Consider the following 23019-nt stretch of genomic DNA (forward strand, 5'->3'; position numbering starts at 1 on the left):
AATTTTTCTGACCAGCATCGCCTAAGCTCCTTTTGTTTAAGTATTTCAATCCCTCTCTTTGAAAAAGAGGGGGCAACAATTAGGCATGAATAGCGGTAATTTGCCAATGGGGCATGAATACTTAAATAAATCTTTGAGAATTAGTTGTATCCGCATACCCATGACTTAACCCAGCCTTAACATTGCGCGTCAATAGGTTATTGAATAATATGAAATAATTAATTTTATGGCACTACAAAGTTAAATTTGGCATGATTTTTAATTATTATATTTCAATAGCATAGACGGTAGGGACTACACTTGTTAAAGCTAGGTTAACATAAAAGCACCAGAAAACAGGAGCATAAATGACATTGGTTTTATCATAATTTTACTTACACGCGATTGGCCTGGATTATACATATTCACCCTCGCTTTAAACAAAACACCATGGAAATCATCTGCTTTATCTAAGAAGCAGATCAATAGAAGGAACCCGGGTTAAACTAAGCTAGTTGTACGTTTACGAAGATCGGGGTAGGCATTATAATTGATATTTATCCTTCCCTTTTCCATCTTTTTCGGCTCGTCCGGATTTACCGTGGCAGTTCGAAAAATTGGCGACAAAGCAAACTCTTAAATTAAGAGTCACTAGGTTTATCAATTACTTAAATAATTTTTTCTTTTCTTATTCGGTATCGATACGCTATTATCACGGCAAGTACGGAAGAGCCTCTTTTTTAACTGCGAGGCTGCTCTTAGCATAGTTCGCATCAAAAGAACAAAAGTAAATGTTTAGACCCTAGACCACTGCAATTAATTTGTATCTGGCCCTGAGGTATCCCCACAAAACGCTCGTTCCCATGCTCTGCGCTCTTCGTTATACACAAATATCGATAAACTTGCTAAACAGAGGGCATCGTATGCCTGGAAACGGTGCTGTTTGATAAATCTGCGGTATTGGATATCAGTGGCTCCGAGATCGCGATCTGGGGATCGCTCCCACAGAGAGCATCCAGCCCCTTGTGGGAGCGACGCCTTCGTCGTCCCTCACCTAACGCTAGGTGAGGGAAAGTCGGGAACGTTGGGCGACAAAAAATGGTATCGAAGCCTCATTAGCTAAGATTGCAAAACGGTAATTTTTGACTTATTTCTGGTTCCCACGGTCCTCCGTGGGAACCCATACCTTGTCAGCCGAGGCAAGATCGGTATGCATTCCCACGCTGGAGCGGTGGGAACGAGGAAAGAAACTTTAGGAATGTCTGGTTGCTGGGATTATCGACCTATCGGGACGCAGAGCATCCCGGGATGCATTCCCACGCAGAGCGTAGGAACGATGAAAAAATCAATATATCTATCAATTTTCAGTCATAGCAAATTGTTTTATCTAGCTATTTCGTGGGGATACCTCAGTATCTGGCCCCGATTATTCATCCCGACGCTGAAAATCGTTGAAACGGAGCGTTAGCGAAGTGAATATTTTTAGTCCCCGAAGGCAATAATCGCCTAGTCATTTTTCGCTGCTGAAATCGGACCGCCCCCATTTCAGCTTTCGCGAAAAATCTTGGCGCGCCTGCAGGACGGGTTTAACCAGCCCGTCCTACTGAAGTCCGGTATAATCGGGATTTGCAACCCCGTCCTAAGCGCTTCGATTGTGTCTAAAGCAAATCAAAACGTTCGGAGCGGATTGAATATCCCGCCCCGCGCGAAGTAATTAGATTAACTCTAAAATAAGTACAAAAACCAAAGCCAAACCTAAACCGCAATGGATTACGCCCTTTACGCTTGCCAACGGCCCCATGAAACCGGCAGGCGGCAATTTCTGCGCAAAACCGAACCGGGAAAGCGCCTTGCGTGACGCATTGTATTGGATGCCGAGAATCGCCGCGAAAATCAAAAGGATACCGAGCGTTCCGGAATCATAATGAGGATAATGAGCGGAGGCACCCATGAAAAATAACATCGGGACTGAAAACAATACATTCGTTCTAGAAGCCAGCCCTGCTTGCGCTGCTGCATCAGCTGCTTCTGGTATGGCCGCTTCGCCTTTCGCGGTTTTTTCGGTGGATGCGATTACTATTTTTTGATTCGGCCAAATGATTAACCAAACGTTTAAGAACATCAATGTACCGAGCATAGCGCCGATATAGATATCGACCGACCACCCGCTGCCGCGGATTCCCATAATGCCGAGTCCTGTTAGAAAAGTCAGCATGGCTCCCCAGCGAAACCACCATAATGCGCGCGGCACCAGCTTTTGAACGGCATCCGACTTAGCCGAAGCTTCCGCCTCTTTAAAATATTCCCCTTGCACGAAATTGAAATAGTAAAGCAACCCAATCCAGGTTATTCCGGCCAAAAGATGTCCCCATCGAAACAGCATTTCCAGACCGGGTTGTGTTGTAAAAATGTCCATTAAAACCTCCCCTTATCAATTGATTATTGTTATTTTATGCAATGATTTTTTGTCTAACCCAAGGGTTGATTCTTTATTGGCAACAATGAAGAAATTTTATCCTAGGGTCAGCGCTTGGATAATCCCTAAGTTTTTCCTGGGTGTCAAGGCAGAAAAAGCATTAATAATTAATAATTTACTACCTTTTTAATAAGAATCGGCTCAGAAGTAAGTTAAGGCATTACGGATCAATAAAGAAAACATTGCAGGGAGGCCGCAGATAACATAACCTCGAAATAATTGGAGCGATAATGAGGGGGGAAAGCTTTTTTGCACACTAGAACACCTTGGCAGGAGAGGGGCCTCGTAACTATTTCAAACTCAAAAAAATTCAGCTTTCCCCCATTTTCAATTTCCCTTTGCGGATAATTTTTTTGGCTTCAGCTCCTTTGACGACTTCTCCGTTTTCCTCCAGCCAAACGATGGCGCCCGTGGGACACCTTTGGATAGGGGCTTGGGTTTGGTGATTCTTGGAATAATCGACAACGGGTAAATTGTTGATCATCGTGATCAGACCGGGGGCATCCATCGCGCATTTGCCGCAGGCCGTGCAGCCGACTTCGCATTCTTCCAAAACCCCATCGCCTGCTTCCAGGCTTTTACAGGCTACCCATAGTCTATGACTGACGGGGTGTATCGAAAAAAGATCCTTCGGACAAACTTCGACGCAGTCTCCGCAGGCGGTGCATTTTGCTTCATCGACGACCGGCAAGCCGAAGGTGTTCATCGTGATGGCATCGAAATCGCAGACTTTTTCACAATCTCCGTGGCTTAAACAGCCCCAAGAACAACCTTTGCCTCCCCCTGAAACCAAGGCCTCCGCTCTGCAGCTTGATATTCCTTCATATCTGGCGCGATTGATCGCGACATTGTTACCTCCGGCACAAGCAAGGCGCGCAACCTTTTTCTCTTCCGAGCCGGCATCCACGCCCAAAAATTGCGCTATTTCTTTTTGTCCTTCTTCGCTGCTTACACTGCATTTGGCCGGCGGCATTTCGCCTTTGACCAAGGCTTCCGCAAATGGCCTGCAGCCGGGGTATCCGCAAGCACCGCAGTTGGCATGAGGCAGCATTCCTTCAACCACATCGATTCTTGGGTCTTCGTAGACATACAGCTTTTTGTTGGCAATGATCAGCATCAGAGCCAATACCAGCGTCAATCCACCCAGTGCTAGCAAAGCGATGAGAATGGTCATCTCTATCTATCCGGTTCGGAGATCAATAAATCACCTCAGCCCATTTTTTGCCGGCAATCAGCTCCGCTTTCCGGTTTTGCCATTTTTCCTTGGAGCCCATGATATTGATAAAGGCTTTGTCGAGATTTTCTTTCACCTTTTCATAGCCGGCGATAAAGATATAAGTATTGGTCGAACCGAGCATTTCGAGAATTTCTTCGGCCCTTTGCTCTATCGCGTGATCCAGCAATATCGGGTCTTCCCAATGCGGCCTTGGACTGAGCGCGTGAAAGGCTTCGAATGTCGCTTTGTCGTAATACTGGGTCAGATCTCCGTCCTTGTCGTTGAGATAGAGGAGTTCGAGTCCGCTTTTCGCGCCATAAAATAAGCGGATTTTTCCGTGCCACTCCTTTTCCTGGCTGTAAATGTGCTTGATAAATGCCTTGAATGGCGCGATTCCGGTACCCATTCCAATCATGATAATGTTGGCCTGTTTATCATCGGGCACTTTAAAGGGCAATTCGAAAGGACCGGTAATCGTGATTTCATCGCCCTCACGACGGTCGCACAGAAAGTTGGAGCTCACTCCTTGATATTGCTCGCCGCTGAACTCGTCCACATAGGAGCATCTTTTGACCAGCATCGTTATCAGCGACTTTCCGTTGCTTCTTTCCGGAATGTCGGCAACGCTGTATAGCCGATGATGATAGGAATTGCCGAAGTCGCTCTTGTGTTCGAGCAGAACGCCGAAGCTTTGATCCACTTTACATTGGAATTCGGGGTTGTCGACCTCCAGTAATATCTCCCGAATTTCTTCCACATTGGCGGGGGTCAGCCTTTCGGTTTTTTTGACCTTGGCTTTGTATTGCTTACTTGTATCGAGTTCTGATAAATAGGACATGGCTTTATTGCCTCATTTTGAAGATTCGTGATCGATTCGATTGCTTTTTGAGCAAACACGGGTGCATCCGCAATTGCCGCAGCTTAGCCTTTCGGCTAAAACATCCGGGTCCGAAATGTTCTCGGAAAATGTTTCCCGCCACCGGGACTGCACCCAAACCCAAACCAGCAGCATCGATACTACGGCACTGATTCCAATTATAAATGTCATTAACGGCCCCCGTTTTTTATGAGCCTAAGCCCGAAAATCCCATAAAGGTCAATGACAAGATCCCTGCGACCAATAAGGTCAATGCGGTTCCTTTGACCACATCGGGGACTTCCGCAAATTCCAATTGCTCTCTGATTCCTGCCATCAATATCAACGCCAAGGTAAATCCAATCCCGGCGCCCAAGGCATAAACGAGGCTCTGGCTGAAGCTGTAGGCTTTGTTTGTTTGAAAGAGCGCCAAACCTAAAATGGCGCAATTGGTCGTAATCAGCGGCAGAAAAATCCCCAAGGCTCTAAATAATGTAGGACTCATTTTCTTGATAAACATTTCCACCAATTGCACGGTGGAGGCGATCACGACGATATAGCTAATCAATTGCAGAAATGGCGCATCGATAGCCACCAACAGAGCATGGATGCCATAGGCGCAAATGGAACTGATGAGCATGACGAAGGTCACCGCGCCCCCCATTTTGGTGGCGGTTTCCATTTTTCCCGAAACGCCGAGAAAGGGGCAGATGCCGAGGAAATAGGCCAAAACGAAATTGTTGACCAGGCTGGCATTGATAAATATGCTCCAATAGGATTCGGTATTCATCCTTTCGCTTTTTTAATTTTGAAATAATTAAACACAATCAGCCACAATGCCAAGGTGAAAAAACCACCGGCCGGCAGAATCATGATGATCCACTCTTGAAACGATTCCGGAAATATCGCGACATCGAACAAGCTTCCATTTCCGAGCAATTCTCTGACCGCACCCAGACAAAAAAGCGCAAACACAAAGCCGACTCCCATACCCAAGGCGTCCATGATCGATTTGCCTATGGTATTTTTCGAAGCAAAGGCCTCCGCACGGCTAAGAATGAGGCAGTTGACCACAATCAGTGAAATAAATGCCCCTAAATTTTTATGCAAATCGACGCTGATGGCCTGAATGGCATAATCGACGATTGTTACAAACGTGGCGATAATGAGAATAAAGGAGGCGATCCTGACTTGCTTGGGAATAAAGTTTCTTAAAGAAGCGACCAGTATATTGGACATCAACAGCACGAAAGCCGTTGCCAAACCCATCGCCAGCGCATTTTGGGCGGTATTGGACACCGCTAAAACCGGACACATGCCGAGCACCTGCACGAACACGGGATTTTCACGCCAAAGCCCCTTGATGAACTCGTCGGTGGAGCTTGGCTCGGCCTTTTTATCGGTATTATTGCTTATCCGCGCACTCATTTTGAATCCGTATTCACTTTAGGAACGAGCATCAAATAACTTCTTTAAATGTTGGAAGGGGGCTCGGTGGCTCGATTGACAGGTGTCGGCAGCAAGGCAGATTTTTGCTCCTGCAAAATCTGCATTCATGCCATCCATGGCAATCAGTCGCTGCCGTCAAGCCTACATGGATGTATTCACCCAGCCCCTAAATTCCAATAGCCCATCGGTCATGGTTAATAGTCTTACTAATTTAGGGGCTGGATCCTGTTAAGCGAGTCACCGAACCTCCACAAGGCTTACTATTTCGAGAAGTTGTTTTGTGCATATTTCTTAAACCTTTCGATTTGATTGTATATCAATGGAACCATGACTGACGAACTTTCACCGATGATATTGCCGATGGCTCTCGAAGAAATGGTTGCGCCGGTGATCCCTTCCACTTCCCATGGATTGGATTTACCCCCTTGCTTGACCGGTATCACCTTATTTTGAATTCGAGTCGATTCAGGATCGAGTTTGGCCGAAAGCGCTTTGAAGTTAGCCAGAAAATTTTCGTCCTTTTCGATCTTATCTCCCAATCCCGGCGTTTCCTTGCTCTCAAGCACATAAAAACCGACGATGGTTTGCGAATGGGGATCGTAGCCGTACAAAATCCGAATAACGTCGGCATAGCCTTGGCCGCTGGCCTCGATTGCCACGCCGAGGAATTTACCGGCGTCGTCATAACCGGCATAGACTACCGGACTTTTTCCATCCGGTTCTTCGACGGGCGTAAAATTTCCGTCCGCTCCCAATAAAAACATCCGTGTATTGCTGATGCCCGGCAGGACTTTGAAAACCGCTTTTTCCAGCGCTTCGGTTCGTAAACGATCGATTCTTTCCTTGGTGCCTTCATAGACCAGGACGATCAGCAAGGCGCAAAAGATGCCTATACTCACCATCGCAATCAGCATCTTTTTGCTTTCTTCCGAAGAATTGCTTTGACTCGATACAGGGTGATTGGCATTCATGGTTTTACCTTTCAGGTCCCGTAAACTTTAGGACGGATGAGTCGGTCGATGTGAGGCGATAGCGCATTTCCCAATAAAATGGCATACATCACGCCCTCGGGCAAACCGCCCCAAATCCGAATAACGACGACCAGCAGCCCAATGAAGACGCCATAAATCACGACGCCCAATGGGGTTATCGGGGAACCTACCATATCGGTGGCCATGAATACCGCGCCAAGCATCAATCCGCCGGAGAAAAGCATAAATTCCGGAGAAGGGTAGATTTCCGAATTAATCCAATACAAAATGCCGCTCAAAACATAAACAGAGCCTAAAATAGCGACAGGAATGCGCCAGTTCATCATCTTGCGGGCAATCAAATAGAGTCCGCCCAATGCGATCAACACGGACGATGTTTCTCCGATCGATCCGCTGACAAGCCCCAAGGCCAAATCCGCGCTTTCGATCGTGACATGATCGAACTTAAAGGCGGAAAGCGGCGTGGCGCCCGATATGCCGTCGACGACTGGTTTTGCAAACGGAAAGGCAAGGACCGATTCGGACACGCGGGTAAATCTGTCCGCCAAAAAAGCCGGATGCCAAGTCGTGATCGCGACTGGAAAGGCGGCTTGTAGAATGGCTCTTCCGACCAAAGCCGGGTTAAAGGCATTGTAGCCCAGGCCGCCAAAAACGAATTTGCCCAAGGCAATCGCCAATACGCCGCCGATGAAGGTCATCCATAATGGAAAAATCGGCGGTAACGTCAATCCCAACAGTAAACCGGTAATCACCGCCGAGCCGTCGGCAACGGTGCTGGGGCGATTAGACAACCGGCATAATAGATGCTCGGTCAGTACGCAAGCAATCAAGGCGGTGGCAATCACCAAAAGCGCATTGAGGCCGAAGGCATAAATAGCAAAGCCCGTAACCGGCAGTAGCGCATAGATTACGTTGCGCATGATGACATCGACACCGACCCCTTTGTTGATATGGGGCGAACTGCTGATTCGTAGGGTTTTGCTAAACATGGGCAACCGCCGATTTTCTTTTTCTGACGATTCCTTTGGCGACTCTGAAATATTGCACCAAAGGAATATTGGACGGGCACACATAGGAGCAAGAACCGCATTCAAAACAATCCATCAGATGGTACTCCTCGGCCATCGTGTCGTAAGCCTCGGCTTTCGCCAAGATGCCCAATCGCGAAGGATTCAGGGAAATAGGGCAGGCATCGACACAGGCTCCGCATTTGATACACGGATAGATTTTGTCGGTTCTTTTGACGTTTTCATCGCCGAACACCACGATACCGGATGTGCCTTTGACAATCGAGATATCCAAATCGGAGGCCGAAACGCCCATCATCGGCCCGCCCATATAAATTTCGCTGAGGTTTTCTGCGGCTCCGACCTGTTCCAAGACAAAGCGTAGCGGCGTCCCGATCGGAATCAGATAATTGCCTTTTTTCTTGATTCCGGGCCCGGTAATCGTTACTACTCTTTCCTGAATCCCTCTGCCATGAGGCAGCAATCTTCCGATTTCGGCCGTTGTCGCGACATTGACCGCTACGGCATGCACATCGATCGGAAAACCGCCTGAAGGAACTTCTTTGCCGAGCAAGGCCGTAATCAGCATTTTCTCGGCGCCCTGAGGGTATTTGACGGGAACGACTTTGACTTTTACCGGCAAATCGTCAGGAACCCGATCGGCTAAATGCTCGGCGGCATCTTTTTTGTTGGCTTCGATACCGATAATGACCTGCTTGGCGTCGGTGACTCTGAGAAGATACCGAATGCCGGTGAAAATATCATCCGCCTGCTCGAGCATGACTCGATGATCGGTGGTCAGATAAGGCTCGCATTCAATCCCGTTGATGATCAAGTGCTCGCAGAATTTCCCTTCCGGAATTTTCAACTTGACGTGGGTTGGAAATGCGGCGCCGCCTAAGCCCACAATACCGGCATCCTGGATGCCTTGTAAAATGGCTTCCGGACTTGCCGACAAGGGAACAGGCGTGCCTTCCACGACTTCTTGTCCGGAAAAAGGGAATGTTTCAAGATAAATGCCGCTTGCCTTTTGACCGCCGATGACCGGCACGTTGGCGATTTTCCTGACAATTCCGGAAACCGGAGCATGCATCGGTACGGACAGATAACCGTCGGCCTTGGCCAGCAGCTGCCCCCTCGCGACCTCCTGGCCTTCGCGTACGATGACCTGAGCCGGCTTGCCTATATGCTGCTGCATCGGAAGGACAATCAACGGAGGAAACGGAAACTGCCGGACGGGCAGTTTGTTCGTGTCCTCCTTGTGTTCCGGGGGATGTACCCCATGCTTGAAAGTATTTGAAAAAAATTTCAACACGGCATCAATTGAATTTTTCGCCTCTTTTGATCCATTTCTCGATATCGGCGGCGCTTCTATCGGCAGGCAGTCCCGGATGGATCACGCCGGCGGTACATTTTTCAGCCGCCTTGACCAAATCGCTGTAAGGCCCGGCATTGGCATCTTTGATAAAGGCCTTTTTATCGTTGTTGTAAGCGAAGATATTGGGGTTCAGGTTGATGCACTCATCACAGGCTGTGCAATTCTCCGTTTCAAGCCAAGGCGCCATGCTATCCGCTTTGACTTCGGCAGCGCCTGTCGAGGTTTCTGTTTCGGTTTTATCCAATGCCAAGTCCATGATGCCTGATCCCTCATCACCGGCTAGCTTCATCAAACCCTTGGCAATCTTTCCGACGACTTCAGTCCGGATTTTGCTTTCTAAATCTTCCACCGGCGTTGCTTTTTCGTCTTTAACACCGGCAATGGCTTTCAACATGATCCAGAAATCCCTTCTTTCCTCGCAGGATTGTACGATCGTTTTCGAGACCAAAACCCGACTGAGCAGTTGTTTGCTATCCACGGCCCAAATGAACGGAAATTTCCCATCTCTTTCGGATTCGTCTAGTTTCAGGAAGTCGGCTAAAACCACCATATTTTCATTCCAAGTATCCCGAGGCGCCTTGCGGAAGTGTTTTCTAAACCGCGCTTCGGTCAAGGCAAAATCGGCAAAAGTCATCGCAACTTCCATCGATTTTTGTCTACCGCCTTCGAGGTATTTCAATTCATAGGTCGGCCATAGCTTGTCCATCGCAGGGTTCCCCTCCAAGTCGAATGCCTCTTGAGGCGTCACGCCTTTGTCGGGGTTGTAGCGGAAGATTGGATAGGCTCTGGACTCGACAACCAATTTGGCTTGATGCGCCCCCATGTCGTCACCGACTCCATGTTCGGGTTGGCAGGTGGTGTATAGGTTGAACAGCGCCGGTCTTTTCGTCATCAACCCATCGATGAAGCCTTCGATCATGTGACTGGTGTTGGCCAACGTGGCTTGCATGACATAGGTATTTCTGTGCGCCATGCCGATCAGCCCCATTTCTTTTCTCGGTTCCGATTTACCTTTCCCGACTTTGCCGAATTGCGCCATGTCCGAGACTTGACCGACAAAACCCGAAGTACAAGCCTGGCCGCCGGTATTGGAATAGACTTGAGTATCGACGACCACTACTTTAATGGGTTTGCCCGAGGCCATCATGCGCGAGAGATTTTGGAAACCGATGTCGTACATCGCGCCGTCGCCGCCCAAAGCCACGACCGGCGGACACAACTTCCATTCTTCGTCGGAAAACTGTTCCCAATTGAAATAGCTGAAGAATTCGTTATGATCGCGGGGATTGTATTTTCCGTTCAATTCCAATTCGGCTTTTCGTATCAGTTTGAATCCGTCGGCCATTTTGGCCATATGACCTTCAAAAATCCCCATCGCCAAGGAAGTGCTGTCCTGGAATAGATGATTCGCCCAAGGGAACGGATAAGGGTTGTACGGATAAGTACTACCCCAAACCGAAGTACAGCCAGTGGCATTGGTCATGCCCATCGTAGACCGGCCTTTTCCGGTGGCTCCGTTGGTATATTTCCAATGCAAATGTTTCAGACCGGCAATGACTTGCGTCGTTTCGGTCAACCATTCCTGGTCAATCGGCGAAGAGCCTTTTTCATGCTCCAATCTACGGGCAATCCCGGACATGGTCAGATCCCCGCCCTGCATTTCGGCGACAATCTTGGACATCATGTCGGTGTCCGTGACGTTCATCGTATTCATCAATTTGAGTTGAACATGTTTCTCCAGCTTTTCAATCAGTTCCTGAAGATAAGCCACATGTTTTTCGACCCGAGGAATCATCAGGGACTCCACCGTGGCCATGAATAGATGAACGACCGATTTCTCGGAACAACCCAAACATGCCCCGTCGCCACTGGCAAAGCTTTGATAGGCGCCTTTATCCAACAAGATGGTTTCCAGAGGACCTATTTTTTCTTCCAAGTCGTCAACGCGATGAAATTTTTTCGGAGTATTCGGAAGGTCGCTCCAAAAGCTCCATTCCTCTCTCAATTTTGCAATCGATTCATCGGTTTGTTTGACCACCCTCAAGGCGTCGTCATCGCAGACTTTGACGCATTCCATACAGCCTTTACATGTTGTGGGGTTGACAGTGATGCTAAATAAGCCACCGCTATTAGCCGATTTCTTTTCGTGCAGGTCATAGTAGGGCCGAGTCAGCGCAAACTGGAAATCGCCGAGTTCGTCCCGGAACCATTGCAGTTCGGTAGAGAGTAATGAGTCCTTCGATTCTTGTTCGATAACGGCATCGATGGCTTCATTGACCATGTTGTTCACGGTGACCCCCTCGTGCGGCTCATTGAACAGCGCACGAATTTTGGGTTCCAGTTGTTTGACGGTTTTAGGCAGAAATTCGAGTTTGTCGTGTTTCCGTTTCACCCGTTTCAAAACCGTATCGAGCACATCCGATAATTCGCTCACTAAGCCGGGAATGGCCGTGTCTGGGCAAACCGTGTAACAATTGCCGCAAGCAGTGCAGTTATCGGCCACCCATTCCGGATGCTCAAAGCGAATGCCGGTCATATCCCTGAACAGCGATGTCGTCGCCGGCATCACGCTCAAGCCGATAAAGGGGTCGGTCAGATTGTCGCTGCCTTGGCCGGTCAGATAGAAATTACCGGTCTGTTCCCAAAAACGGTGAATATCGCTGAGCTTGGACTCGCTTTGCGGTGTGGTTTTCAGCAGGCTTGGGATCGGCGCGATCAATTGTCCGCTAGTTTTCTCGGCTTGAGCGCCTAAGACTTTGTTTTTGATTTCATGGACTTCATCGAATCCGCGCTTCACGACGCGCATGTTGTCATCGACGACCCGCTGACCTTTACTGCCGAACTTGTGTTGCAATTGTTCTTCTATCGCTTTCAACAGCGCGACATCGCTGAGTCCGGATTTTTCCATCAAAGGGGAGGCCGCGAAAAAACCGCCCTGAAAAGCAATGCCCTGCATCCTGATCTGTAATTCCGGATCGGTCGCTTCTTCTCTTGCGATTTTGAACCCATCGACATAAAAAATCCGGATGTCGTTTTCGATGATCAGTTTTTGGTAGTGTACCGGAATGTCCGCCCAAACCTCATCGGCGGTTTTCCGCTCGCTTTGAATGATGAAAGTTCCGCCTTTTTTGAGACCCGCCAAGGCATTGGTATGCTTGAAGACATTGGGGTCGGGAGACAGCACCACATCGACGAAATAATATTCGCAATTGATATTGATCGGTTCGGGCGCGGCGGCAAGATAGTAAGTGGTCGGTTGTCCTTTTTTTTCCGAGCCGTATTTGGGATTGGCTTTAATGTCGTAGCCCAACAGATCGAACAGCGTCATCGCAAGGTTCTTGCCCGTCGTGATGGCGCCCCACCCGCCGACCGAGTGAAATCTGACCGTAATGGCGCCCTGCGGCATCAGGTTTGGGTTTTCAGAACCCCGAACGGCCAATTCCTTCACATTCGGATAAGCCTCTTGAATGGCTTCTTGATGGGTTCTTTGTTTGGGCGTGAAGGCATGTTCCCGGATAAAGTCGATCGACAAATAGAAGCGTTTTTTATGCTTGCCGTTAGGTAGCATGTTTTCTATCGCGCCAATAATGCCTTCCGGTTGAAGATCGCGGCTGCCCATGCCGAAAGAGCCCGAATATAAAGGCGGCATTTCGCTGAAAGAATAGGAAGGCAAGTCCGGATACGGAACATTTTTCTTGTGCGTGCCGTTTTCGATACATTTGGTAATGACCGCCCGGGTTTCACGCATGATAGGAGGGTCTTCCGCTAACGGCTGATCCAACCTTTCCAAAATGGCGACCCCTTTTCGGCCCTTTAACACTTTTCCCAAAAGATCCGCCGGGAAGGGCCGGAACATTACTAAATCCACCACGCCGACTTTCAAGCCGCGAGTTTTTCTTAAGTAATCCGCCACCGCTTCGGCACTAGAGACTACGCTACCCTGACCTAGAATCAGGTAATCGGCGTCTTCGACTTTATAGGTCATGACCCGACCATAACGACGTCCCGTCAATTGATAATATTCCTCGAAAGCCTGGTCGGTCAGTTCTTTGATATGGTCGAAAAAGTAAGGACGCTGAGCGGCGACGCTTTGCATGTAAGCGTCCTGGTTCTGCACGATGCCGGCCATCATAGGATTGTCCACATCCCACACTTCAGGAATACGTCTTCTTTTCTCCCCGTAAATAATTCTTTGAGCCGGAGTAGGCGTATCGATGATGTCGTCCGGCCTGCCCAGATACTCCTTGATCAACTCGCGCTCCGGCAATAAAAGAGACTCGATCAAATGGGTGGTCAAAAAGCCGTCTTGAGCGATCACGCCCGGATTCAAGGCCAATTCGGCAATCCTGTGAGAGATGATATTCAGGTCGGCCACATGCTGGGCTTTTTTGGCAAAAAGCTGAAAAAAACCGGTATCGTCAATGGCATGGTAATCATCGTGTCCGGCATGCACATTGAGAGTGGCTTTGGTCATGGCTCTCGCACCTATGTTTAAGACATAGGTGAGTCTTTTTCCTACGGCGGCATAAAGCGATTCATGCATGTAGGCAATGCCCTGTCCGGAAGAAAAATTGGTCGATCTCAAGCCTGTCATGGCCAACCCGGCCGTCACTGCAGCCGCGGCATGCTCTCCTTCCGGTTCGATAAAGATGAGAGGGCGGTCGGAAATGTTCAAATGTCCTTTGGCCGCCTCTTCAGCCCAGTATTCGCCCATTTGGGTCGAAGGCGTGATGGGATAGGCGCCCGCGGCATCGGAGGATTCGCGTTCGCACATGATGGCGACTGTATTGCCATCCATGGCTACTCTTGTTCCTGGATATTTGAATTGCTTGTTTCTATTTTCCATGACGATATCGCGTAGTGGGATTATGGATAGGTATTTCAGAGTAACTTTTCGACGTATCCTCAGCTAAAACAGTATTCCAATTGAATCTTATTGGCAATGTTTTTTTGGTCGATTAATTAGGCTTCATTCAGCACAACCATAGCACATTTACCGGACTATTTTGGAATGCTGCTACTGAAACTATCAAGCAAAAAACATACCTAGTTGGTAGAGCCGTGGCCGTATAGAATCGGTTTTTATTCGTTAGGGTTTTGCGACAAATAAATTCCCGGGGCTATGGAATTTAGGTGCTGGGTTTACGGCGTCCTGTCAAGCGAGTAATCGTACCCTCTTAAACGCTCAGTGTATTGGAAAGCAATCATTGACTATTTCCTAAATGGTTTATTTAGTAGGAAAGAGAACCGTTTCAACTGTTAACGCGAACATAGCCTTAAGTTAACCCTCGGACTTCCCTTCAATGCGTTCCCAAACCGGAAGTAACAAGGTTCGGCAATGGCCTTCAAACACCTCGTTCAACAACGCCTCCGGGTTATAGCCTTCGAGAAATAATTTTCTAAGCTCAGGCTCATAAGCTTTTTCGATCGCACGGGTTAGCTGATCGACTGCCGACTCAATGGCTGGTTTCGCCGCGCGACTGCTTTGCGACAATTTATGCGCTTGCCTGACATAAGCGAAGGCCGGCTCGACGAAAAACGCATCGGGTCTGTACAATCCTTGCCGATAAATTTCAATCCATGCTTCCAATTCGCCCGGAGCGCAATAGTCCGGCTCGAACGTAATGTCTTGGTCGAGGGCGATTAAGCCGGTTTTTTGCGGCTCGATGTTATTGATGATCAGATGATGTAGCCAGGCAAGCATAAAGTCTTTGCCTTTCAAATCGGCGTAACGATAAAACAAACTTCCATACTCATAACGATTGCCGAGTTTACCGATCAATCGATAATTTCCGATCGTCAGATCTACCGATAAATCCTCGAGCGGTTCGCCGAGCGCCTTGGCCTTTATTACTTCGACAAAGGCATCGATGCTTTGTTGTTGCCTGGCAAATTCGAGATCTCCGGCCACGCCGGACAGCCATCGCCCTTTTGCCTTGAGCTTTTGTGCAGTCAACGGTTTATCGTGCAGTACTCCATCGATCCATTCGTGATAAATCGCATAACCTTCCAATTGACCGATCGCGAAAGGTTCGCGCTCCTCGGCATCCGCAGCAATGCCGTTGAATCGGACATCGAGTCGGCGTTGCATGAAATATTTTTGCGGATGTCGGTAAAAGGCGAATAATTCGCTTATTTCAACGATCGTTTGGTCGGTTTCGTCCTCTAAACTGCCTAGCCACCACGGCGCCGGCTCCGGTTTAGGTTTAACCAACGCCGCCGCGGCCTGGCAATCGGCCTCGGAATAACTAAACAAAGCCGATTCCGGCTCGAAATAACGCGGGCTGAAAGCCTGTAGCGGATGCTCAGTTACGCCATTGTCCAGGCCGTAATGATCGCGAAGTACGGCGAGCAGTTCACTGACTACGACCGAAGGCGGTATCGTTTCATTATGGCTGATCGACCGTCCGATATAAGTCACAATCAATTGTTGCCGCGCCGACAGCAGGATCTCCAGAAACTGATAACGGTCGTCGGAACGGCGTGAGCGGTCGCCCTTGCGGAAATTTGCGGCAAGCAAATCGAAGGTCGGATTGCGGTCGACTTTCGGAAACTCGCCGTCGTTCATGCCGAGCAAGGCGATCACTTTGAATGGAATCGAGCGCATCGGCAGCATCGAACAAAACGTGAGTTGGCCGCGTAAAAAACCGTTTGACGATTTGTGTTCTTCCAGTCGGCCTTCAAGCCAGGCGCAGACGACTTGCCACTCGATCGGCGCATTGTGAATTTCGGGCAATCTTTCGGTTAATTCCGCCAGTAATTCGTTGAGTTGTTGGCGCTCGACGGCATCGGCTTCGGGCAATAATTGATCGGCATAATAATAAAGCTTCTCGCCCCATACCTTGAGCGGCTTGGCCATGCTTAAATCGTTGCCGGCTCTAAACAACAATTGCATAAAATCGTTCAAGCCGCCAAGCGCCAACGCCGAAGAACCCTCGATATCGATATAAGGCAGGACGCCGTCGACAAAATCGTCGTCGTTGCCGACTGCATAACCCATCAACAAGCGATCCAATGCGGCTTGCCAGGTATTTTCATCGCGCTCGGGCAGGCCAAATTCGCGTTTGTGTTCGGCCGATTTCCCCCAACGCACTTGCGTATCCCGAACCCAATGTTTGATCAATTCCAAATCGGTTTCGGACAGGCCGAAGCCCGGATAAACCGACGGTTTTTCGAGCAAATCCAGGACCGCGCGCCAACCGAACCGGCTTTGGCTCAGCTTCAAAAAAACAATAAAAGCATCCAAGGCATGATTGCTCAAGCGCAAGCTGCGATCGGCAACCGCATGTTGAATATCGTCGAATACTGCGGCAATAAACGGTTCGTATAATTCGATGTCCGGCGCCATCACGACAATATCGCGCAGTTCCAACTCGGGGTCGTTTTCCAATGCGGCCAACAGTTGGTTTTTCAAGACTTCGACTTCGCGCATACGGGAATGACACGCATGAATAGCGATAGACCCGTCGCGGGTTAAAGGCGTCGATTCGCTGTCGTTATTGAGAATATCGTTTTGCAGCTGTCGCAGAACCGTGCTTGGCTCGTCTTGTTCGAAACTGTCCAGCTCCAATTCGAACTGCACCTGCTCCAACAACATCTCCTGAAATTCGCGGCCTTGTTGACCCAATGCCGACAGTAGCGGATGTCCGCCGGCATCCTCTTGATCGATACGCTGACGCTTAGTCACCAAATCCGCCCAAAAAGCTTGAGCGGGGTTGAGCAAATACAAGTGCACTTGCGCATGATTCGCCAAACCTTGTAAAAAACCGAGAAACAGGGGCGGCATGGTATTGACGCCGAAGATCGAAATCCGCTCGGGCAAAACGGCAGAAAATTGTCCCGGCGACGCCGAATTAAAACGCTCGATCACTTCCAGCCATAAACTACCCCGGTGCTTCATGCCTGCATTTTCGGTAATCCGCTGCCATAACGCGCTTTGCCAGCGTTCGGTTTGCGTATCGTAAAGCGTTTCGCCTTGCTGCCAGGCAGCCAGCATATCCGGACGCATGATTTGATATTGGTCGAAAATCAAAGCCAATTGCAACGCTAGCTGATAACGCTTTAAGGCAACTGTGTCGCCGGTTAAATAATTATTCAGCGGCGCAAATATCTCATTGTCGAGCTCGCGAAGCAGCGCTTCGAAGCGCCAATGCAGCACATGGCGGTCGAAGGCTTCGTCATTCAATCGACTGTCGATTCGTTGCGCCAAGGTACTAAAAAACCGCCCCGGAAATAAAAACTCATAATTTCCCCAGACGCCGAGCCGGCTTGCCAGCTGTTGCGACAACCAACGCTCCATGCCTTGGCTTTGGATCAGAAACACTTCTTTGGCAAATGGCGAACTTAGCGGCCGGGTTTCGATGACGGCCGCCAAATGTTCGAGCAAATTTTCGGTTTTATTGGAACTGTGCAGAATGAACATGGATTGGTTTGATTTTTTTCGGTTTTCGCGGCAAGCTCTTTGCTGGTTAAGGAATTGGCACGAAATTACTTAGGATTCGGTCATAAATGACTTCCCTATTTGAATGCAAGGCAAGCAGGTTCGGTTGCTCGATTGGCAGGTGTCGGCGGCAGGGAAAGCCGCCGTCAAGCCTACACGGACGTATTCACGGCGCCCTGTCAAGCAAGTTACCGAACCTACTATAAAACTCAATAGCACAAGGAAGTTATTTTTCACGAAATCCTTAATCGAGGGAACTTCCACTGATAGTCTCGGCAGCCAAGGTATGGGTTCCCACAGAAGACCATGGGAACCAGAAAACAATTACCTCGGGCAAAACGATTTGACCATGTAACAAGCGGAGACTGTAAACTAAAGGTATCGGTTAAACTAATGCTCTTGATGGTTACTATAGCCTTTTTTATCGGAAGCTCCGTAACAAATATTTGTATCATTGGGCTATAAAACATTGAGCTATTAAATACGAACTTTGGAACGATTAAATAATGAACGAAACCGAACAAGCTAAAAAGGTAAGACGCTTAACGGCAATCATTTATATTCTGTTAATGCTTTTTTTAGTGATAGGAACCCTCTATTCCGAACAACGTAAGGAACGAGTGCGCGAGGCGCAAAAGCTTGCCGAACAAGGCATTATCGGTCAGCCGATCGAAGCGGAATAATTCGCACCAGAACTATTAATACAGGAAGCGACTCATGTTCATCAATAGCTTGCCGACTCTATTTACCTTTACCGATTTCATCAATCCGATCGAAACCGTCCTCATTCTGGTTTCGCTGTTGTTACTCGTTCATTTTTCCACGCGAGAAGCGCTTTACGATAGGGCATGGCCGGCGGCGCCCACGCCTTACCAAGCCCTATTAAATATCTGGTTGGGACAGGCGCCGTTATGGAAGGCATTTTGGCCTTTTTTTATTTTCGTGAACGGCGTTTTTCTTTATATCGATTACCGAATCATGAACGTCACGTTTACGATCGCCAGCTGGAAAACAGTACATGGCATGCTCTTCATTCCGGTGATTTGGTGGATCGTTTCGGTCTGGCGGTGTGCCAAATATACCCGCTACCGATTGGCCAACACCTTGGCGAAAACATTGACACTGTATTTATTATTCGACTGTTTTTTGCGCTTCGTCATTAGCGCTTATTATCCGAATAGTTTTTTCGATTGCCGTTTGTTGGTCATGGAGTATGGCGATTGCTTTTGAGTAAGGTGTGTGTAGAATCGAATACTCCAACCATTAAGCGGAGGACATGTTATGAGCTGCTGCGACGACCCCACCGAAATTCACAAAATCGATCCACGGGAGTTAGTCCGCGAACAACAACATTACGGTAATCTGGTTCGCGATTTATTCACCGACGATCCCGAAAAAGTCCTGCTCAAACTACTAAACGAAAGCAATGCATATCTCAGGGAACTAGCCGCATTAAGAGCCCATTACCCGTCGGTTCGATTGCGAGCGATCGAATTGTTGGATAAACAAAGTCAAGCGGTACTCGACCAATTGATTGAGCAAGAACCGGATTCGTCATTCGGAGCCGCCGCAAAACAGCGCATAGAACAGTTAATTAACGAAACAGGCCTATTCGGCAAATTGTTCAAGTCCTAATCGACCCAAGCACAATTAAAATAACTACACGAGGCGGAATCATGAAATCATTAGCACTCATCGGAACACTTGTCTTAATGACAGCTGCAACCAACTGTTGGGCTTACGGTAGCAGCAGTAGCACCAAATCCTGCGATAAGCCTCGCTTCAGCGACTTCACGCCGGCCGAAAAATCGGAAGTTCCCGCGCAATCGGCCTTTTCATTTAGCGCATCCGGCGTTAGCGATCCGAACACTATTAAAGTCACCGTTAAAAACCAACCTGTAGAGCTTATCATCAACGAAAAAGGCATTGGTTATGAAGTTTCGGGTAATTTGCCTGAAAACTTAAGCGACACCTATGCCAGGATAGCCATCAGCGCCGACGGCCGCAACCGCTGCAAAGGAACGGGTGGCTGGTTAGTCAAGATTACAGACTGACCATTCTTAAAAACTCGAAATCAGCCGGTGAAAAGCTTGGCGTTCTATCCATTAGCCGTAGGGGGTAGGGTACGCTGCGCGTACTATGGCGGCTTATGTAGACACTTATGCTCGGACAAACAAGACGATTCGAAACTAGGCCGGTCACCCCCCCTTCAAGCTTCACAAGTTTCGATGAATTTTCCGTAATCGGCGCTGGGCCGGCCTAAATGATAGCCTTGAGCCAAATCGATGCCGAGTTCCTTGAGCATCTGCAAAGTTGCCGCGTCCTCGACAAATTCGGCTAAGACTGTTTTATGCATACCTTTTGCGATACCGACCATCGCTTTGACAAATATTTGATTCTCTCGGTTATTCGGCAAATCACGAATAAACATGCCATCGATTTTTAAAATATCGACTTCCAGATATTTTAAGTAAGCAAAAGTGGAAAAACCGCTGCCGAAATCGTCCAGGCAAACCGTGCAACCCGCTTGGCGAATGCCTTCGATAAAGCGCTGTGCATCGCGGATATCCGAAACCGCAGCGGTTTCGGTCAACTCGATGATCAAGCGGTTCGCATCGACTCGGTTTTCTTCCAAGCAAGCGCGAATAAATTGCGGCAATTCGGGGTCGTCGAACGAACGTCCCGAAATATTAACCGCCAAGGACGGTAAAGTGGAATTTTCGCTTAATAAGGCAATACTGCTCCGTAAAACCCAACGGTCGATTTCCAGTATCTGCCCGCTATTTTCGGCGATTGGGATAAATTGGCCGGGCATGACTAATTGCTCGGGATGTTGCGGATCGCGCATGCGAACCAGCACTTCGAAATGACAGAGTTGACCGTTATCGACTCGATAGATGCCTTGAAAATGCAATTCCAACAAATCTTGCCGTAAAGCTTGTTCGATGCGTTGACGCCAAGACATTCTTTCCATTGCCGCGCCGGAGTTGTCGCGCTTGGGATCGTAAACGGCCCAAGTGTTTTTTCCATTGGCTTTGGCCTGATACATCGCGGTATCGGCATGGGCCACCAATTCCTCGACCGTTCCTCCGTGTTCCGGAAAGAAAGCCAAGCCGACACTGGTCGTAAGACGAATATTGGTGCCCCGAAACCGGAACGGGATCGACGCGACGGCTTGATTAATCCGATTCGGCAACACCGAAATGTCGTTTTGCGGATGTAGATAACTCAATATCGCAAACTCGTCGCCGCCCAAACGCGCGAATATCTCAATCTCGCGTAAAACCACCGAAATTTCGCCGGCAATCCGCACCAGCACGGTATCGCCGGCTCGATGACCGAAGTTATCGTTAATGTATTTAAATTCATCCAAATCGAAATAGATGAGCGCAAATTTATCGTGATTGCGGCGCGCCATTGCAATCATGTGATCGAGCTGTTCTTGAAAACGGTGTCGATTATAAAGTCCGGTTAATGCATCGTGTTCGGCTAAATAAAGCAATTGCTGAGCGGTTTGCCGCTCGTGGGTAATGTCTTCATAAATCCACAATCGGCCTAAAATTCGCCCCTCGGTATCGGTCACCGGATAAGAAACTTGGGTCAGAATGCGACCGTCGTAGAGATCCAGTTCGAAACGTTCGCTGATTTCATGCGTATCCAGGACTTTCAACACGTATTTGGAGGCATGATCGGGCCGCGCGAATCGGTGCGTCGAATTTTCCAATACGAATTGAGTCGATTTGCCGACCGGATCCAAATCGTCTTCTATAGCCCACATTCGGCGAAAGGCAAGATTAACGTATTCAATGGCGCCGGCCTTGTCTTCGAACAAAATGCCGATGCTCATCGCCGATAACAATGCCGCCATCCGGCCTTGTTCGGCTTCGGCAACGATGCGTAACTCCCGTTGTTTTTGTTCGGCGCGGCTCAAGTCTTCGAAGGATTGTTGAAGGGCCAATTCGGCTTGTTTCAATTCGGTAATGTCCTGCACGGTACCGACGGCGCCAATCATTTTTTGCTGGCGATCGAACTCCAATTCGGCTCGTTCGCGTAACCATTTGACCTTGCCGTCGATCAATGCTCGGTGTTCGATGTTGTACTCGGCCCCTTTTAAAGCGGCTTGCCAAGCTCGATCGACAAACGCTCGGTCGTCCTCATGAACGCGCGCCAAAAACTCTTCATAGTTCAACGGCATGCCCGGCGGCACACCGAATATCCGGTAAGTCTCGGGCGACCATTCCAAACCGTTGTCGGTCTGATTTAAATACCAACTTCCGATATGGGCAACGCTTTGCGCACGGTTCAAGTTTTCTTGGCTTCGCCGAAGCGATTCCTCGATAAGTTGCCGCTCCTCGATTTCCTGTTTTAATTTTTCATTCGCGCGCTCTAATTGTGCGGTGCGTGCGGTAATGGTAGTTTCCAAGCGGGCATTCAAATCGGCCAATTGCGCCGATGCTTGAAACTCCCTACGATGTTTTTCGACATTAACCCGATACAGCATGATGCCGGTCGCCGTCGCCAAAGTCAAAGCGCACAAGGTACGAAAGGCTTCGATAGGAATTCCTGTTGTAGCTAAAAAAATCCGGGCGTCGACAAGGCTTTGTGTAGCAAACCAAGGAGCGTTAACGACCAATCCGGTAAAAAGGCTATAGAAAGCCAGACTATAGCCGGCTAACTGCATTGCAAGGTTGAGTTTGAGTGTACTTAAATACGGTCGGTTGCGGTACTCGTAAACTAAAAACGCGATGCCAGACGAAGCCGCCCCGGGAAAACCGAGCAAATAGCGAATGCCGCTATCGAATGTAGCGGCGTAATTTTGTGTTAGGGCCGCCGTTATGCCGGCAATTAGTAGGGAAACAACGGGTAATAAACGGATGTATTTTAGCCGGCGTCGGTTATTTTCGGAATGACATGTTAGCACCAGCCAAAAGCGTCGTGAGAATTCGAACAAAGCATAAAAGGAAGCGAAGCTTAATAAGTTTCCGACCAAGGAATTTTTTTCATTTAAGGAACCCTCAATTAGCTCCCAAGCACATTGAAGCTCGCTAATGCCATGCAAGATTCCGAAGCGAGCCAACCAAATCAGTATTGTCGAAAAAGGCAGAACCGAATTATCCTTGGGTTGCAAATAAATCGCCGCGGCCAGGAATAAAAAAGCCATACCGTAAACCAGATAGATTTCCGTCATATGGGCTTGAATGACCGGCGATAAGGTATCCATAAACG

15 protein-coding genes are annotated in these 23019 nt (G+C 48.6%); 4 read left to right on the forward strand and 11 right to left on the reverse strand.

The genetic code is table 11. The features are described 5' to 3' along the window. Window positions 1–1693: 1693 nt before the first annotated feature. From WJM45_RS19635 to recC, 10 genes are all read right to left on the reverse strand, one after another. Window positions 1694–2395: a urate hydroxylase PuuD gene (locus WJM45_RS19635; protein WP_341326708.1), complete on the reverse strand. Its 702-nt coding sequence runs from the start codon at window positions 2393–2395 to the stop codon at window positions 1694–1696. Between the two features lie 370 nt (window positions 2396–2765). Further along, a complete protein-coding gene (locus WJM45_RS19640) occupies window positions 2766–3629 on the reverse strand; it encodes an RnfABCDGE type electron transport complex subunit B (RefSeq protein WP_341326709.1) in 864 nt (287 codons plus the stop codon). 22 nt (window positions 3630–3651) lie between these two features. After that, window positions 3652–4509: a ferredoxin-NADP reductase gene (locus WJM45_RS19645; RefSeq protein ID WP_341326710.1), complete on the reverse strand. Its 858-nt coding sequence runs from the start codon at window positions 4507–4509 to the stop codon at window positions 3652–3654. Between the two features lie 226 nt (window positions 4510–4735). Then, window positions 4736–5317, reverse strand: coding sequence for an RnfABCDGE type electron transport complex subunit A (locus WJM45_RS19650; protein ID WP_341326711.1), 582 nt, complete (start codon window positions 5315–5317; stop codon window positions 4736–4738). Then, entirely contained in the window at window positions 5314–5955 is a 642-nt protein-coding gene (locus tag WJM45_RS19655; RefSeq protein WP_341326712.1) for an electron transport complex subunit E, read from the reverse strand. Before WJM45_RS19655 ends, WJM45_RS19650 begins: the two co-directional genes overlap by 4 nt. Window positions 5956–6236: 281 nt before the next feature. Next, the gene (locus WJM45_RS19660) at window positions 6237–6947 is read right to left on the reverse strand and encodes an FMN-binding protein (RefSeq protein WP_341326713.1); all 711 of its coding nucleotides are present in this window, start codon (window positions 6945–6947) and stop codon (window positions 6237–6239) included. Between the two features lie 11 nt (window positions 6948–6958). Further along, the gene (locus tag WJM45_RS19665) at window positions 6959–7957 is read right to left on the reverse strand and encodes an RnfABCDGE type electron transport complex subunit D (protein ID WP_341326714.1); all 999 of its coding nucleotides are present in this window, start codon (window positions 7955–7957) and stop codon (window positions 6959–6961) included. Then, window positions 7950–9290 carry an electron transport complex subunit RsxC gene (gene rsxC / locus WJM45_RS19670; protein ID WP_341326715.1) on the reverse strand — a complete coding sequence of 447 codons (1341 nt, stop codon included), beginning with the start codon at window positions 9288–9290 and terminating at the stop codon, window positions 7950–7952. The genes WJM45_RS19665 and rsxC overlap by 8 nt, the downstream gene beginning before the upstream one ends. Window positions 9291–9294: 4 nt before the next feature. Further along, window positions 9295–14151: a 2-oxoacid:acceptor oxidoreductase family protein gene (locus tag WJM45_RS19675; RefSeq protein ID WP_341326716.1), complete on the reverse strand. Its 4857-nt coding sequence runs from the start codon at window positions 14149–14151 to the stop codon at window positions 9295–9297. 483 nt (window positions 14152–14634) lie between these two features. After that, window positions 14635–17775: an exodeoxyribonuclease V subunit gamma gene (recC, locus tag WJM45_RS19680; RefSeq protein WP_341326717.1), complete on the reverse strand. Its 3141-nt coding sequence runs from the start codon at window positions 17773–17775 to the stop codon at window positions 14635–14637. Window positions 17776–18299: 524 nt separating this feature from the next. Between recC and WJM45_RS19685 the strand changes: the two genes are divergently transcribed. From WJM45_RS19685 to WJM45_RS19700, 4 genes are read left to right on the forward strand one after another with little or no spacing between them, the layout of a single operon-like run. Beyond that, window positions 18300–18476 carry a hypothetical protein gene (locus tag WJM45_RS19685; protein WP_341326718.1) on the forward strand — a complete coding sequence of 59 codons (177 nt, stop codon included), beginning with the start codon at window positions 18300–18302 and terminating at the stop codon, window positions 18474–18476. A 34-nt stretch (window positions 18477–18510) separates the two neighbouring features. Further along, the gene (locus WJM45_RS19690; protein ID WP_341326719.1) at window positions 18511–19023 is read left to right on the forward strand and encodes a hypothetical protein; all 513 of its coding nucleotides are present in this window, start codon (window positions 18511–18513) and stop codon (window positions 19021–19023) included. Window positions 19024–19074: 51 nt separating this feature from the next. Beyond that, window positions 19075–19428, forward strand: a complete 354-nt coding sequence (locus WJM45_RS19695) for a hypothetical protein (protein ID WP_341326720.1) — start codon at window positions 19075–19077, stop codon at window positions 19426–19428. A 41-nt stretch (window positions 19429–19469) separates the two neighbouring features. Continuing rightward, window positions 19470–19847 carry a hypothetical protein gene (locus WJM45_RS19700; RefSeq protein ID WP_341326721.1) on the forward strand — a complete coding sequence of 126 codons (378 nt, stop codon included), beginning with the start codon at window positions 19470–19472 and terminating at the stop codon, window positions 19845–19847. Between the two features lie 155 nt (window positions 19848–20002). Here WJM45_RS19700 and WJM45_RS19705 read toward each other — a convergent pair whose 3' ends face one another. Further along, window positions 20003–23014, reverse strand: a complete 3012-nt coding sequence (locus WJM45_RS19705) for an EAL domain-containing protein (protein ID WP_341326722.1) — start codon at window positions 23012–23014, stop codon at window positions 20003–20005. Between the last annotated feature and the right edge of the window lie 5 nt (window positions 23015–23019).

It is taken from the genome of Methylotuvimicrobium sp. KM2 (assembly GCF_038051925.1).
Lineage (GTDB): Bacteria > Pseudomonadota > Gammaproteobacteria > Methylococcales > Methylomonadaceae > Methylotuvimicrobium.